This is a genomic window from Pedobacter sp. NEAU-ZC8 (assembly GCF_059278965.1).
In genome coordinates, this window is the sequence record NZ_JCAJXC010000007.1 from 121,866 (window position 1) to 136,847 (window position 14,982).

The following is a 14,982-nucleotide window of genomic DNA, read 5'->3' on the forward strand; positions in this document are numbered from 1 at the left end:
AGATTATAAATGGTCTTCGGGAATCAAAAATAGCTCGGAAGCAATGTAATCCGCAAAATACTTACCATCATGGGTAAGCTTTAGGGTGTCTGCCTCAAGTTGCAGCCAGTTACGCTCCATAAAAGGCTGAATGTTCTTCATGGTGTCCTGCAAATAGGCAGGACCATATTGGTTTTTGATCTTGTTCAGGTCCACGCCCCACATGGTGCGCAGCGAAGTCATCATGTACTCGTTAAATCGGTCGTACTGATCCAGTTCTTCTACCGTTTCGGCAAGCTTACCGTCGCTCAGCGCCGTTAGGTATTGTGCGTTATTGGCAATGTTCAGGTAGCGGTTGGTACCGTCAAAACCATGTGCCGAAGGACCGATACCCAGGTATGGCACGCCGCGCCAGTAATTGGTATTGTGTACGGCATACTTGCCTGGTTTGGCAAAGTTCGATATTTCATAGTGTTCAAAACCACCTGCAGCGGTTTTGTTGATCAGCATTTCAAACTGATCTGCACTTTGTTCATCGTTTAAAGGAACTTGCTTGCCGCGTTTGATGGCACTTGCCAGGGCAGTTCTGGGTTCAACGGTGAGCGAGTAGGCAGAGATATGCGGGCTTTCCAGCTCAAGCGCTTTTTGGATGTTGCTTTGCCACTTTTCATTCGTGAGTAGCGGATAGCCGTAGATCAGGTCGATGCTTAGGTTTTCAAATCCGGCATCCTGACTGCGTTTCACGCAAGTCTCTGCTTCAGTGGCATTGTGTGCCCGGTTCATCCAGATCAGGTCTTCATTGAAGAAGGATTGTATGCCAATACTGAAGCGGTTCACCGGCAATTGGCGCAGCTCAGCGATCTTTTTAGCATCCAGATCATCAGGGTTCGCTTCTAACGTGATCTCTGCATCATGGGCGACAGTAAAGTGCTGGGTAATGGTGTTGAAGATCTTATGTAAGGCAACAGCGGTAAGCACGGAAGGTGTTCCACCGCCGAAATAAATGCTACCGATTTGTGCACCGGCCAGGCGTTCTTTTTTCAGGAGCAGCTCCGCACAGATGGCGTCGACCATCTCATCCATGTATTTCATGGAAGTGGAGAAGTGGAAGTCGCAATAGGTGCAAGCTTTTTTACAGAAAGGGATGTGGATGTAGATTCCGGCCATGTATTTTGGAGTTGCTGCAAAGATAAGACTATTGGCTGGGGAAAGGTTATGGCTGTTAGGACAGCAATCTAATAGATTAGTAAAATTTAGTCAACTATTGGTAATGTGTTCAATTTTTCGCAAAAAATGAACATTTAACGCATTTATGTCCAGTAAAAAGATATACCTTAGTGATATGTCCAGCATCTACCCTTAATTTGAACAAATGGCATACGATAGACTAGAGCCCTTTAATGACCTGCCGCTTTTACCTCCTCAAAAAGAGATAGCAGACGATATAGATGTGTTAAAAAAATTAGTTACCTCCACTCGTGCACTTGCAACCACAAACGCTAATATTCACCGTTTGCCTAATCCGACCATGCTAGTCAACACCATTGCTTTACAGGAGGCGCAGACGTCTACGGCAATAGAAAATATCTTTACCACGGAAGACGAGCTATATAAAGCTGTATCTGAGACGCTAAGAGAGGAGCATATTAAGCCAGCAACAAAAGAAGTTCTTCGATATCGGGAAGCATTGTGGGAGGGCTATAAAATCGTTAAAGAAAAAAGAAGGATTGATAAGGACTGTATACTTCGTACCTTCAGGCAGATCAAGGGTTCAATATCGGGCATCAGGCCGGCGCAGACGCTAACGGTAATAAGAAGGGGCCAAAGTGAATTCAGGTCTGGTGAAGTGATATATACTCCACCAAGAGGTGCCGGATTGATAGAGGCAAAACTGGACAATATGATCGAGTACCTTAATGACGATACGAAATATTCAACTGACCCGCTTTTAAAAATGTGTATTGCACATTACCAGTTTGAAGCCATACATCCTTTTTCCGACGGTAATGGCAGGACAGGCCGGGTACTTAACCTATTATACCTGGTTGACAAAGGATTGCTAGAGATGCCTGTCCTTTATCTGTCTAAGTATATCATGACCCATAAGGATGATTATTACCATCACTTAAGCGGTGTGACACAACGGGGGGCCTGGAAACCATGGATTCTTTATATGCTGGAAGCTGTGGAGAAGACAGCAGAACTCACCAACCAACTGGTAATAAGCATCACTAGTCAAATGGAAGCCACATTAGTCCATGGAAGGTCTAAAATGAAATGGTACAACAAAGAAGTGAATGAAATGATTTTCAGCCAACCTTATATCAGGCCAAAACTCATTGGGGATCTTTTGAGGGTAACATCCAGAACCACTTTAACAAAATACTTCGGAGAACTTGTAGAAGCCGAAATACTTGGATACTCGAAAGACGGCAGAGATGTGTACTATATCAACAATGACCTGATCGAAATATTGAGAGGATAACATGAAGCCGAATATCAATCTCAAACATTATTTAGCCGCTATACTTGCATTCTCCATCTGGGGCTTTTTCGCGCTGGTATTAAAACCCTTGCATGCATATGCTTCATTAGATATTCTCTTTTACAGGGTATTCAGTTGTGCAGCGATCATGTCGTTGATCTCCCTGCTTTTTAAAAGGCAAAAGATCAAGGATAACCTTGCCCTGTTTAGGGCATTACCACTAAAGCTAAAAAGGCAAATGCTTGGGCTGAATGTTGCCTGCAGCGTCTTCCTGGCAATTAACTGGTTTTCCTTCATCTATGTGATGAATCATGTTAGTGTGCGGGCTACTTCATTGGCCTATTTGGTGTGTCCAATCCTAACCACGCTACTTGCATTTTTCATCTTACGGGAGAAATTAACACGCGTACAGTGGCTCTCTGTTGCACTGAGTTGCATCGGATGCTTAGTGCTGTCTTATAACAGTCTGCTAACGATGTTTTACAGTATCATCATCGGTTTAAGTTATGCCTGCTACCTGGTAAGCCAGAAAAGGAATGAGGGGTTTGATAAGTTTCTGATCCTGAATTTTCATATCCTGCTCTCGGCATTGATCCTGCTTCCATTCTTTTCATCGTTCTCCGGCGCTATACCTTCCGCGTTTGATTTCTATTTTTATGTGGAGATTATTGCGGTGTTGTACACCATTGTACCGTTGCTGCTAAATCTATACGCGCTAACCGGCCTGAGTTCATCGACGGTCGGAATGCTTTTAAACATCAATCCGATTATTGCATTTGTATTATCAGGCCTGGTTTATCATGAACCATTGGGCCTTCTTCAACTGTCTGCCTACGGACTTATTTTCCTGGCCGTTATCGTATTTAATACGAATCAGATTTTTAGAAATAAAGCCGCAGCTTAGCATTTCTGATCGCCACAAAGGTTTCGATGATCAATGATCAATTTCCTGTATGAAAGTTTTATTCCTGTACACCGTGCCATTAAGCAACTGCTGAACCCCATAAGTGGTGAGGTGGTTCTGATCAAACATGTAGGGGATGCGTTCTGGAGATACTTTCTTGAAGTAGTTCAGGCGAAACAGGTCAATATATTTGTGTTTTAAACCTGCTTTCAGGTAGCTGTTAATCTCCTGGGTCTCCGTATCCAGATAATTTTCACTGGTCTGAATCCCGTATTCATGCTCTCGCGCAGCAATGGTGGAGTAGTCAATTTTATAGGTTTCCGTTTGTCCAAGTACAATGGATTTTATTCCGAGCTTGTCCAGGTATGCAATGGTACCTTTCAGATCCTGCAATAGCTGTTCTTTTCCATGGGGATTGTCCACCCAGTTAGCGCTTAAGATTACACTTTCAATATCGCCTGCATGGTTAGGTAACATTTCGTCATAGATGAAGTTCAGTAGCTCTTCGCAATTTCCCGGCCCCGGTCCTTCCTTTGTTTTTAAAGGTAAACAGCTTGCAGCGGAGGCATGGCCGAGGTTAATACCTTTAGCTGCGAAGTGTGTTTTCAGCGCTTGATGAAACTGGGCCGCGTGACTATCACCCAACAGCAGCACGTTTTTTATTCCTTTCTGAAATGGTAGACATTTCTGTTTACTGTAGGTATTCAGACCCGTGGATACAGATCTGATAAAACAGGAATCAACTTCAAACTGCTTCTGGTGTTTTGATTTGTTGATGGCTTCATAGTCTGCAATAATCACAGTGTCTTTCTTGAAAACGACTGGGTTTAAATAATTCAGGGATGCTATAAAAGCGATTGCTGCAAAGGAGCCTGTTGTTGCCAGAATATACCTGTTTTTGCTAATGCTAATCGTTTCGATGTAACGATAGGATAGGTAACCCAGCAGAATGGACAGGAGTATCCCGTAAATGGCATTGGCTGGCGTTGATGTAGCACCCAGGTAGTTCCCAATCACAAAGACCGGGCAGTGCCATAGGTACAGCGAATAGGAGATCTTGCCAAAAAACTGAACCACTGGTGTTCTGATCAACTTGAAGTCGCTGACTTTACATATAATGATCAAATAGGTGGCAAAAACCGGAATCAGGGTATAAAGACCTGGCCATTTCATACTCTTGTGCAGGAAGATCATTCCGGTCAGGAGCACGACAAAACCTGAAAGCGACAGCATTTTCCTGGCTCTACTGCTCAGGTTTACCTGGGTTAAAAATGCTAATCCACCGGCCAGCATCTCCCATGATCTGGTCGGTAACATGTAGAACGACATGTTCGGGCGGTACCTGGTTACGACCAGCGTGCCTGCAAAAATCACTATGATAGCAATGAGGCAGAGGTTAAAGTACTTTTTCCGGTCGTTCTTAAGATACCTGTTGCAGTACAGGAGCACCAGGGGAAGGAGCAGGTAGAACTGCCACTCCACAGACAGCGACCAGGTGTGTAAGAATATGTTGTTATCGGCAGAGTTTCCAAAGTAACTGCCTACAAAACTATAGGCAATGTTGGAGATGAATAACAGGCTGAACGAGCCATTCCTGGCAACTTCCTGATAGTCATCAGGCATATAGGTAAAAAAGCAGCAGGCAAGTACCACAACAACCAGAAAGGTCAGCGCCGGGACAATCCGCTGCACTCTTTTCTTGTAGAAAGTTAATAATGAAAATTGATTCCGGTCAAAACCTTCCAGGATGATTTTAGTCATCAGATAGCCTGAAATGACATAGAAGACATCCACTCCGGAGAAGCCTCCATTGAAAAATGGAACATTGAAGTGATAGAATAACACCGAAACTACTGCAAGCGCCCGCAGGGCGTTGATGTCATGCCTGAAACCTTGTTTTTGAACCATTAAAAGCGATTAATTCATTACAAATTCAATAATTAAAACGAGAATTAACCTTCTGTTAATATAGGGTTAATACTTTGTGTCTGATTTAGAGAAAAACTGTGACGATTCAGCTCAGGCTTAAGCGATCAATAATCTGGAGAATCCTTACTTTTGCTCAACACCTTATGCCAGAACAAGATCCACTGCTCCCTGAACTCAGTAACCTTAAAACCCGCTTGCTGGCCCGAACGGCCTGGCAACCCCCGCTTACGGATAAACAGCCGGAGGGTAAACAGCGTATCCTGCTGCTGCGCAAACACAAGTACTACACCCACTTCGTGGCAGAGATCTATGAAGCGACGCTGGGCAGTAATGGAAAACTCAAAAATCCGCTGGTACTTATCGATCCACTTGATTTCATTTGGAAGGTCAATGATCCTGACGAATTGAAGTTTTATGCGGCGATTGCAAGACTGCGGAGCAGCTATGATGCCGAGCATACCGAAGCCGACATGGAAGGGCTTAGAGCATTGGTGAAAAATCCACTGGGATTAGATGTTTACTACCATGATCCAGAGCAATCGGCAAATGTTAATATCCGCTCAATCGTAAAGGTTAAGCTGGGGATGTATAAGCTCGATCTGCGCTTGGAAGTAGTGCTTAGAAAAGCCTTCTATGAGATTACAGCACGACTTTATATCGGCGAAAAAGCCTATAACCTGGATCTGCTGAACATCAAATTTCAATATTTCTTCCTGTACAATGGGGTGATGCAGCTGATTGACAATCTCGACTACCTGCAGGTGATTGAAGTTTTTAAGCGGAACAACAACCGGCTCTACTTCCCCGAGGAAGCCTATGATGAGTTTCAGCGAACGATATTGTCGAAGCTGGAAGGCAAGGTGAAGGTTAACTATGCCTACCTGAAACCCGCTACGAAGAAGCAGCTACAGGAAAATAATTTCGACACCAGGAATGAAAGGCTGATCTACCTTTCCGATTCAGGAGATTATGTACTGATCACCCCCGTGATCCGCTATGGCAACGTGGAAGTGCCTGTACTTTCTCAACAGCAGATATATGCCCTGGATAGTACCGGTATACCATTCACCGTACAGCGGGATGAAGCTATGGAAGACGCTTTCCTCAGGATGCTGCGGCACCAACATCCACTCTTCCTGGAGCAGGAGGCCCAGGAATGTTATTACCTGCATAAAAAACGCTTTCTTGATGAAGGCTGGTTTTTGAATGCTTTTGCCTATTGGCAGCAGCAGGAAATTAAGGTTCTGGGCTTTAATGATCTCAAAGACAATAAGCTGAACCCCAACAGTGCAAAGATCTCTATAGAAGTCATTTCCGGTCTGGATTGGTTTGAAACAGGGATAAAGATCAGTTATGGTAAGCAGCAGGTCAGCCTTAAACACCTGGCAAAAGCACTTCGCAACAAGAGCAAGTTCGTAGAGCTTGGTGACGGCACCATGGGTGTATTGCCGGAGGAATGGGTAGCCCGACTATCCGCCTATCTTGAAGCGGGTGAAGTTGTGGAGGAGGTGGTTCGTACACCGAAAGTAAACATCGTGAGTATTGATTCGCTCTATGAAGATGAAATGCTCAGGGCACCTCTGCGTATGGAAATTCAGAACTTCCGTACCAAGTTAGCGCAGTTCAACGTGATCGGCCAGGTAGAGGTTCCGGAAAAATTTCATGGCAGGTTGAGGCACTATCAACAAGAGGGCTTGAACTGGTTAAATTTCCTCGATGAGTTTGGATTCGGTGGTTGTCTGGCAGATGATATGGGACTGGGGAAAACCATCCAGATCATCGCTTTTCTGCTGCTGCAAAAGGAAAAGGGTGTCTCGGTACCGAGTATGATCATAGTACCGGCAACGCTGATCTTTAACTGGCAAGCGGAAATAAGGAAATTTGCACCCTCACTGAGGGTACACACCATTTATGGTGCAGACCGGGACAAACATGTCGACGCGTTCGACAGCTATGATGTGGTACTTAGCTCCTATGGCACCATACTTCAGGATGTGCGCTACCTGAAACATTTCCGCTTCAACTATATCTTTCTGGATGAATCCCAAACCATCAAGAATCCAAATTCCCAGCGGTATAAAGCAATTGCCTTGCTGAAGTCTCGGAGCAAAGTGATGTTGACGGGTACCCCATTGGAGAACAATACCTTCGATTTATATGCACAGTTTTCTTTAGCCTGCCCCGGCTTGCTGGGCACGCGAAAGCATTTCAAAGATCAGTACGTGATACCGATCGATAAATTCAATGATACCCGTAAAGCGAATGAACTGCAGCGGATGGTCAGGCCATTTCTGCTGAGGCGCACCAAAAAACAGGTGGCGACAGAGCTGCCCGAGAAGACAGAAATGGTGATCTACTGCGAGATGGGCGAGGAGCAACGCAAGGTTTATGATTCTTATAAGCTCGAATACCGGAACTACCTGATGTCGCAGAAGTCGGACGAGCTTGCCGGACAAACCATGCACATTCTTAAAGGGATGACGCTCTTGCGGCAGATCTGTAACTCCCCGGCCTTGATCAGTAATGATGTTTTTTACGGTAATGCCTCTGCAAAGATCGATACGCTCCTGGAAGAAATCGAAGGCAGGTCGGGGGAACACAAGATCCTGGTGTTTTCTTCTTTTGTGGGGATGCTGGACCTGGTCAGAACTGAGCTGCAGCAGCGGAAGATCGGCTACAGCTACCTAACGGGACAAACCACAAAGCGGGAGGCTGAAGTGAAACGCTTTAGTGAAAGTCCGGAGGTAAGGGTGTTCCTGATCAGTCTTAAGGCAGGCGGTACCGGGCTGAACCTTACTGAAGCAGATTACGTGTACCTAATCGACCCTTGGTGGAACCCTGCTGCGGAGCAGCAGGCGATCGATCGTGTTTACCGGATCGGGCAGCAGAAACATGTGGTTGCCGTTCGGTTGATCTGTCCGGATAGCATTGAGGATAAAATCATGCAGTTGCAGCAGCGTAAACAGCGCCTGGTGGAAGATATCATTAAAACCGAGGGTAATTTGCTGCAAACGCTCGGCAAAGCCGAATTATTAGAATTGTTCAGTTAATAGTAGATTTAGAATTAGATTTGTACGATGTTTAAACCGCTGCTGGCTATTTTCTTGTTTTTTGCATTCGCTTCCATTGTAGCCATGGGACAGGTTGAAACGCCGGTTCAACAAAATGTTCCGCAGCGGCTGCAGCAATCCAGGCCCGACAGTAGTGTAAGTTTGCTGCAGGTAATACCGAAGCGTCAACGGGACTCTGCGATGCTGGCGCGGCAGCGCTTTGTTACCGATTCCATCATGCGGCATACCTGGCTTCTTCCAGATTCACTGCTTGACCGGCATATGATCATTGACAGTATTCTGAAGGCAAATGTCCGTCCCCTCAAAAAAGGCGAAGCCTGGTATGACTTAACGGGAAAAGGGAAGGCCGAGAGCTTTTATAAGCTTGGGCGGCCAGTTCCCAAAGGCGAACCCTGGGTGCTTTCTTTCATGCTGTTCTTGCTCCTGCTTTTCGGCATACTCCGGATCTCCTTTCATAAACAACTGGGGGATATGATTCAGGCTTTCTATAGCAACCGGGTTTTGAACAACCTGTATAAGGAAGATAACCTGTTTACATCATGGCCATTTCTGTTCTTATTTATACAGTTTGGCTTCACACTGGGAATGTTTTTATACCTGATTTCACAGTATTACCAAATTTCATATGGTGCCGGGGGACTGCAATTTTTTGTAACGATCTCTGTGCTGATCGTTGTTTTATTCGCCCTTAAGATCTTTATTTTACGTGGACTCGGACATCTGTTTTTCATTCAAAAACTGATTCACGAGTACATTACAGTGCTATATCTCAGTTACTTTAACATCTCACTGGTCTTTATTCCATTGGTGGTTGCCTTTGCTTTGGCACCGCTACGTTATGGTATGTACTTTATCTCTGCTGCGGCAATGTTGGTAACGGTTGCTTTTATTTTCCAGTTTGTCCGTGCGGGATATAACATATTATCAAACAATCGTTTTTCAAAAGTCTATTTATTTTTGTACTTTTGTGCCCTTGAAATTTGCCCTATATTAATAGTAATCAAGGCAATTGGACTATAAGGAAACCAGATACACATGCAAGAAAACAGAGAAGATCGGTTACGTAAAGTAAAGAGCATTTTGATCACTTTGCCTAAACCTGAAACAGATAAATCTCCTTATTTTGATTTAGCGAAGAAGTACAACGTGAAAATTGATTTCAGATCATTTATTCATGTTGAGGGTGTACCAGCCAAAGACTTTAGAAAAGACAAAATTAACCTTGCAGATTTCACTGCGGTCGTGTTTACCAGTAGAAATGCTGTTGATCACTTCTTCCGTATTTGTGAAGAAATGAGATATGATGTGCCAGCAGATTTGAAGTACTTCTGTATATCAGAATCTACAGCATTATATCTGCAGAAATACATCCAATACCGCAAGCGTAAAATCTTTTTTGGTAAACAAACAGCTTCAGATTTAGCCGAAGTTTTAAAGAAACATGCATCTGAAAAGTTCCTTTATCCTTGTTCAGACGTTGCAACGGAGGATACCATGAACTTTCTTCAGAAAAATGGATATGATTTCACCCCTGCAGTATTATTCAAAACTGTCGTGAGTGACCTGTCTGATCTTGCTGAAGTATTTTACGATATCATTGGCTTTTTCAGTCCATCAAGTATACAATCCCTGTTCACAAATTTCCCAGATTTTAAACAAAACAATACACGAATAGCTGCTTTTGGCGTCAACACGCATCGCGCTGTAACTGAGGCAGGTCTAATTGTGGATATCGCTGCACCAACACCGGAAGCGCCATCTATGATCATGGCGATCGAAAACTACATCAAGAAGTCTAATAAGTAAGGTTTCTTTTTGGCAGGTTGTTTGTGTTATTGTTTTTTGATAAAAAGATTTGTTAAGTTTGATAAGATATACCGACTACCAAATCATCAACCCGATCTACTCTTTCAGTAACATATGAGAAAACTTTACTTTGGTTTTATTATTTTAACCATGCTAATGACCAGCTGCGGAAAAGGCGGGCAGGGCGAATTAGTAGGGGTTTACAATAAGAATTTCAAAAACAACCGCGTGCCACTTGGAATGGTCTATGTTCCACCGGGCCGCACACTAATCGGCGGCTCGGATGAAGACATCACCGGCAGCCAGGCTCCTGCAAGCCGCATGGTATCGTTCAGCGCCTTCTACATGGACGAAACCGAGATCACCAATGCCGAATACCGTCAGTTTGTGAATTATGTACGTGACTCTGTCGCAATAACCAGCTTAGGTCCTTCAGGTGCACCTGATCTTTATATGCCCGCACCAGCAGGTGAGGGCGCTAACAATGGTCAGCGCAACATCAACTGGAAGAAAGTTGGCGATGGTTCACGCTTGTGGAGCAACAAAAACGGCGGTTATGCGAGCAAACTTAGCGACATGTATTACAGCGGGGATGATGCGCTATTCGGTAGGGCAGAACTCGATGTAAGGAAATTCCGCTACTCCTACAAAGTGGTGAACATGGATCTTGCTGCGAAGTCTAAAAACAACCCTAATGCTAAGCGTAGTGACTTTATTGAGAGTTATGTAGACGCACCAGATCCAAATAAACCTAATGAGTTCCCTTCGGTAAGTGTTTATCCGGATACCCTGGTTTGGAAAACGGATTACTCCTATTCTCAAAACGACCCAATGGTTATCGGTTACTTCAACCACCCATCCTATGATGAGTACCCGGTTGTGGGGGTAACCTGGGAACAGGCAAACGCTTTCTGCGTATGGCGCACACGCTTATTTCAGTCTGTTGCCGCGCAACGCAATATGCCTTACAATTCCCGATTAAGCTATAGCTTACCTACAGAAGCGCAGTTTGAATATGCTGCAAGAGGTGGTAATGTAAAAACTAAATACCCTTGGGGTGGCCCTTACATCCGTAATGCTAAAGGATGTATGCAGGCGAACTTCAAAGTTGGTCGTGGTAATTATTCTGACGACGGCGGTTTATATACCGTGAACGTACATTCTTATTTCCCGAACGATTATGGCTTGTATAACATGGCCGGAAACGTGTCGGAGTGGACACTGACCGCTTATAATAAGTCGGCCGGTACCATGCTCCTGGACTTCAACCCGAACTACACTTACGTGGCAAGACCTGAGGATAACAAATACCTTAAGCGTAAAGTGGTTAGAGGTGGTTCATGGAAGGACATAGGTTTCTTCCTTCAGAACTCCGTAGGTACCTACGAATACCAGGACAACGCAACATCTTACATTGGCTTCAGATGTGTGGTTTCTTATGCAGGAACTGACATCAACTACAAGTAAAAACACAAATCATCACAACTAAAATTACCATCTAGAACAAGAACATGGCAGCAAAGAAAAAATTTGATTGGTTACATACTGCAATTTCATGGGGAGCCAGTATCGTAATCATTGGCGCATTATTTAAAATCCTACACATTGGCGGAATCTGGGGAAATTACATGATCGGGATAGGATTAGGCGTAGAGGCTTTCTTATTCTTCTTAACGGGTTTCTTTCCACCTACACCAGAGCCAGCATGGGAGAAGGTTTATCCTGAACTAAGTCCAGAGTATGCTGGTGAGCTACCAAAAGCATCTGCAAGAGCAGTAAACGTGCCGCAGAGTGCACCTACAACTGCAGCTTTAGACAATATGCTTAGAAACGCAAACGTTGGACCAGATCTTATCGAAAGCCTTGGAAATGGCTTACGTACTTTCGGCGATAAAGTTGCCGCAATTTCGAACGTTGCTGACGCATCATCTGCAACGACAGAATACACTTCAAAAATCAAGTCGGCAACTGCCAGCTTTGATAACCTGAACACTGCATTTGATAAAGCAACTGCACAGTTGGTTGAAATGGGTCAAAGCACTGGTGAGGCAAGAGCCTACCATGAGCAGGTGAACAAACTAGCGAAGAACCTGTCTGCATTGAACGCCGTATACGAGTTGGAACTTCAGGATTCAAGCGCACATTTGAAATCGATGAATACGTTCTACCAGAACCTATCTACCACCATGCATAACTTTAACGAGTCGATGGAAGATTCGAAAATGTTTAAAGACGAAGTTGCGAAACTTGCTAAAAACCTAGCTTCATTAAATGCGATTTATGGCAATATGCTGTCTGCTATGAACCAGCCACGTGTATAATTAGTCCTTAATTATTAATTAATAACAAAGACCTTTAATAAACATGGCCGGAGGAAAAGAAACAACAAGGCAGCGGATGATCAATATCATGTATTTGGTATTGCTTGCCATGCTTGCATTAAACGTGTCAGATACCATTCTGGATGCTTTCAAAAACATCAACGACAGTTTGGAAACCTCAAAGAACAACGTTAATACAAGTGTAGAGCAATTATTCACTGCTTTTCAGAATACAAAATTAAAAGATGAGCCTGCAAGGGCACAGCCGATCTGGGAGAAAGCCCAGCAGGCTAAAGCTTATGCAGGGGAACTGGATGGATACATTCAGAAACTAAAAGCCCGCTTTGTAGCGGAGGGTAGCGGTATCGACGAAGAAACCGGAGACCTGGTAGAAAGAGGTAATCAGGATATCGCTCAGGGAATCATGATCAATCAAAAAGAAGGTGAAAAACTTCAGAAGATGATCAACGATACCCGTGAAAAGCTGATTGGCTTACTCAACCCGGAAGATCGTGCAGGTGTTACCTTCACGCTTGTTGCCAACGATGCAGAGAAGAATGTGAATGGCAAGAAGAAATGGGCTGACATTAACTTTGGTGAAGGCACGCCATTAACGGCAGCAAACACCATTTTAACGAAAATACAGACTGATACCAAGAATGCGGAAGCGGAAGTAGTTAAAAAGCTTTTCGGAAACATGGATAAGTCCTTGGTGAACCTGGATCAGTTTGCTGCAGTTGCTGTAGCACCATCATCCTACGTGATCCAAGGTCAGCCTTATGTTGCTGAGGTATTTTTAACAGCCAGTGATTCGAAGTCGAGCCCGGACATTTCCGTAGGTGGAAGCAAACTTACCGTGAGAAATGGTAAGGCAACTTATACTGGCGGCACGAATAGTGTGGGTGTGTTTAAGTGGGTTGGAACGATCCGCGTTAAACAAACTGACGGACAGATCAAAGAATACCGTACACCAGAGCAAACCTATCAGGTGGCAAAACCATCCGCTACGGTTTCCCCGGATAAAATGAACGTGATCTATGCAGGTATCCCAAATCCATTTTCGGTATCCGCAGCAGGTTTTCCTTTGGAAAGCGTACGTGCAACGATCTCTGGTGGTTCAATCAGTGGAAGCGGTGGTAAATACATGGTTAATGTTCCCGGTTCACAGATTGGTAAAGAATTAAACATCAACGTATCTGCGTCAGCAGGCGGTAAGACGATAAACCTCGGTGCACAGAAGTTCCGTGTTAAAGCCCTACCGACACCTAAAGCCTTCATTAAAGGTAAATCAGGTGGTAATGTTGATCTGGAGTGGTTAGTGGCTTCAAATCAGATTGAAACTGAGTTGGAAGACTTCGTCTTTGATATCAAATATCGCGTATTGAGGTTCTCTACAACGTTTATCAATCCAAGATCTGATGCGGTGACCATTCAAAATAGCGGAGGTAGTTTCTCCGGACAGATTAAAGGTGCTTTAAATTCCATTAAACCTGGCGCTACGGTGATCTTCAAAGATATCGTTGCAGAAGGACCAGACGGAAGACAGAAAGTGCTTAATGGAATTACATTTATAGCAAGATAATAAAGATGAAAAAGGTCTTATATACCGCTGTGTTTATGCTCTTTGGCGCTGCTGCTTTTGCACAAAGCACTTCAGCAGCGGCTGACAGCTCCAGATCCAAGATTAAAACGCCTCCAAAGGATGGTTTTGCAGTAAGGAACGACGTTGATAGCGGCTTTATGGCGCCTTTTGCTGAAGTACGTGACGAGGACGTTTACTACTCGAAACGGATCTGGCGTGAGATCGATCTGAGAGATACGTTGAATTCGGTGCTTGCTGCGGAGAAATCAAAGCTTATTGATGTTTTGATCGAGGCCATTGGCCGGGAAGAACTCACGGCATATTCTCCAAAAGATACCGCTGCAGGCCGTATCCTGGAAGATAATGATTCCTTTCAAATCGCCTTAACGGCACAGGATGCCCTGCGTTTAGCGAGAGGTGTTACCGAAGGCGAGCCTGATCCGCTTACCGGTAAATTATCTGAACCTACTTTACGTCGTTTCAGACCGGAGGAGTTCATGAAATACCGTATCAAGGAAGACTGGATCCTGGACGTTAAACGTTCCATCTTCGAACCTCGCATTGTTGGTATTGCACCGATGAAGATGGTAGAAGGTAACTGGCAGCCCGTATTCTGGGTGTATTTTGATGAGGCAAGAGAGATCCTGAGCAAAAAGAAGCTGGTCAATCCTGCTAATGATGCTTCAACCTTAACTTACGATGATTTCTTTGTAAGGAGGTTGTTCACCAGCTATATCGTTAAAGAGACCAACCCAGCAAATAAGACCCTCGCTGAAATTGTAGGCCAGACAGATCCTAAAGATCCAAGAAAGTTATACGAGTCTGAAAGGGTTAAAAAGTCCATTTCAGATTACGAACAAGGCCTTTGGGAGTACTAACACCCAGGTAAATATAAAGCCCGGCAT

Annotated in this window: 11 protein-coding genes; 9 read left to right on the top strand and 2 right to left on the bottom strand. The window is 44.3% G+C overall.

The window, feature by feature from the left end; genetic code table 11:
* Positions 1–3 precede the first annotated feature (3 nt).
* A complete protein-coding gene (gene hemW / locus AC5WJX_RS07715) occupies positions 4–1,146 on the bottom strand; it encodes a radical SAM family heme chaperone HemW (RefSeq protein ID WP_494484059.1) in 1,143 nt (380 codons plus the stop codon).
* Positions 1,147–1,351: 205 nt separating this feature from the next.
* On the opposite strand from hemW, the gene AC5WJX_RS07720 reads away from it, so the two are divergent.
* Both AC5WJX_RS07720 and AC5WJX_RS07725 read left to right on the top strand, forming a co-directional pair.
* The gene (locus AC5WJX_RS07720) at positions 1,352–2,464 is read left to right on the top strand and encodes a Fic family protein (protein ID WP_494484060.1); all 1,113 of its coding nucleotides are present in this window, start codon (positions 1,352–1,354) and stop codon (positions 2,462–2,464) included.
* Between the two features lies 1 nt (position 2,465).
* On the top strand, positions 2,466–3,368 hold the full coding sequence (locus tag AC5WJX_RS07725) for an EamA family transporter (protein WP_494484061.1): 903 nt from the start codon (positions 2,466–2,468) through the stop codon (positions 3,366–3,368).
* A gap of 30 nt (positions 3,369–3,398) precedes the next feature.
* Here AC5WJX_RS07725 and AC5WJX_RS07730 read toward each other — a convergent pair whose 3' ends face one another.
* Positions 3,399–5,276, bottom strand: coding sequence for an acyltransferase family protein (locus tag AC5WJX_RS07730; protein WP_494484062.1), 1,878 nt, complete (start codon positions 5,274–5,276; stop codon positions 3,399–3,401).
* A gap of 164 nt (positions 5,277–5,440) precedes the next feature.
* On the opposite strand from AC5WJX_RS07730, the gene AC5WJX_RS07735 reads away from it, so the two are divergent.
* The 7 genes from AC5WJX_RS07735 (at position 5,441) to porN (ending at position 14,955) form a co-directional block, all read left to right on the top strand.
* Positions 5,441–8,347, top strand: a complete 2,907-nt coding sequence (locus tag AC5WJX_RS07735; RefSeq protein WP_494484063.1) for a DEAD/DEAH box helicase — start codon at positions 5,441–5,443, stop codon at positions 8,345–8,347.
* A gap of 27 nt (positions 8,348–8,374) precedes the next feature.
* Positions 8,375–9,388, top strand: a complete 1,014-nt coding sequence (locus AC5WJX_RS07740) for a DUF4271 domain-containing protein (RefSeq protein WP_494484064.1) — start codon at positions 8,375–8,377, stop codon at positions 9,386–9,388.
* 15 nt (positions 9,389–9,403) lie between these two features.
* The gene (locus AC5WJX_RS07745; RefSeq protein ID WP_440428272.1) at positions 9,404–10,174 is read left to right on the top strand and encodes a uroporphyrinogen-III synthase; all 771 of its coding nucleotides are present in this window, start codon (positions 9,404–9,406) and stop codon (positions 10,172–10,174) included.
* A 114-nt stretch (positions 10,175–10,288) separates the two neighbouring features.
* Entirely contained in the window at positions 10,289–11,641 is a 1,353-nt protein-coding gene (gene porK, locus AC5WJX_RS07750) for a T9SS ring complex lipoprotein PorK/GldK (RefSeq protein WP_494484065.1), read from the top strand.
* A 44-nt stretch (positions 11,642–11,685) separates the two neighbouring features.
* Positions 11,686–12,495 (top strand): type IX secretion system motor protein PorL/GldL, encoded by an 810-nt coding sequence (gene porL, locus AC5WJX_RS07755; protein WP_440428270.1) that lies wholly within the window; start codon positions 11,686–11,688, stop codon positions 12,493–12,495.
* A 43-nt stretch (positions 12,496–12,538) separates the two neighbouring features.
* A complete protein-coding gene (gene porM, locus AC5WJX_RS07760; RefSeq protein WP_494484066.1) occupies positions 12,539–14,077 on the top strand; it encodes a type IX secretion system motor protein PorM/GldM in 1,539 nt (512 codons plus the stop codon).
* A 5-nt stretch (positions 14,078–14,082) separates the two neighbouring features.
* The gene (porN, locus tag AC5WJX_RS07765; RefSeq protein WP_440428268.1) at positions 14,083–14,955 is read left to right on the top strand and encodes a type IX secretion system ring subunit PorN/GldN; all 873 of its coding nucleotides are present in this window, start codon (positions 14,083–14,085) and stop codon (positions 14,953–14,955) included.
* The last annotated feature ends 27 nt before the right edge of the window (positions 14,956–14,982 follow it).

Excerpts from the sequence above, each read along its gene's own strand:
- hemW (WP_494484059.1), bottom strand. The coding sequence starts at position 1,146 with ATGGCCGGAATCTACATCCACATCCCTTTCTGTAAAAAAGCTTGCACC.
- AC5WJX_RS07720 (WP_494484060.1), top strand. The coding sequence starts at position 1,352 with ATGGCATACGATAGACTAGAGCCCTTTAATGACCTGCCGCTTTTACCT.
- AC5WJX_RS07725 (WP_494484061.1), top strand. The coding sequence starts at position 2,466 with ATGAAGCCGAATATCAATCTCAAACATTATTTAGCCGCTATACTTGCA.
- AC5WJX_RS07730 (WP_494484062.1), bottom strand. The coding sequence starts at position 5,276 with ATGGTTCAAAAACAAGGTTTCAGGCATGACATCAACGCCCTGCGGGCG.
- AC5WJX_RS07735 (WP_494484063.1), top strand. The coding sequence starts at position 5,441 with ATGCCAGAACAAGATCCACTGCTCCCTGAACTCAGTAACCTTAAAACC.
- AC5WJX_RS07740 (WP_494484064.1), top strand. The coding sequence starts at position 8,375 with ATGTTTAAACCGCTGCTGGCTATTTTCTTGTTTTTTGCATTCGCTTCC.
- AC5WJX_RS07745 (WP_440428272.1), top strand. The coding sequence starts at position 9,404 with ATGCAAGAAAACAGAGAAGATCGGTTACGTAAAGTAAAGAGCATTTTG.
- porK (WP_494484065.1), top strand. The coding sequence starts at position 10,289 with ATGAGAAAACTTTACTTTGGTTTTATTATTTTAACCATGCTAATGACC.
- porL (WP_440428270.1), top strand. The coding sequence starts at position 11,686 with ATGGCAGCAAAGAAAAAATTTGATTGGTTACATACTGCAATTTCATGG.
- porM (WP_494484066.1), top strand. The coding sequence starts at position 12,539 with ATGGCCGGAGGAAAAGAAACAACAAGGCAGCGGATGATCAATATCATG.
- porN (WP_440428268.1), top strand. The coding sequence starts at position 14,083 with ATGAAAAAGGTCTTATATACCGCTGTGTTTATGCTCTTTGGCGCTGCT.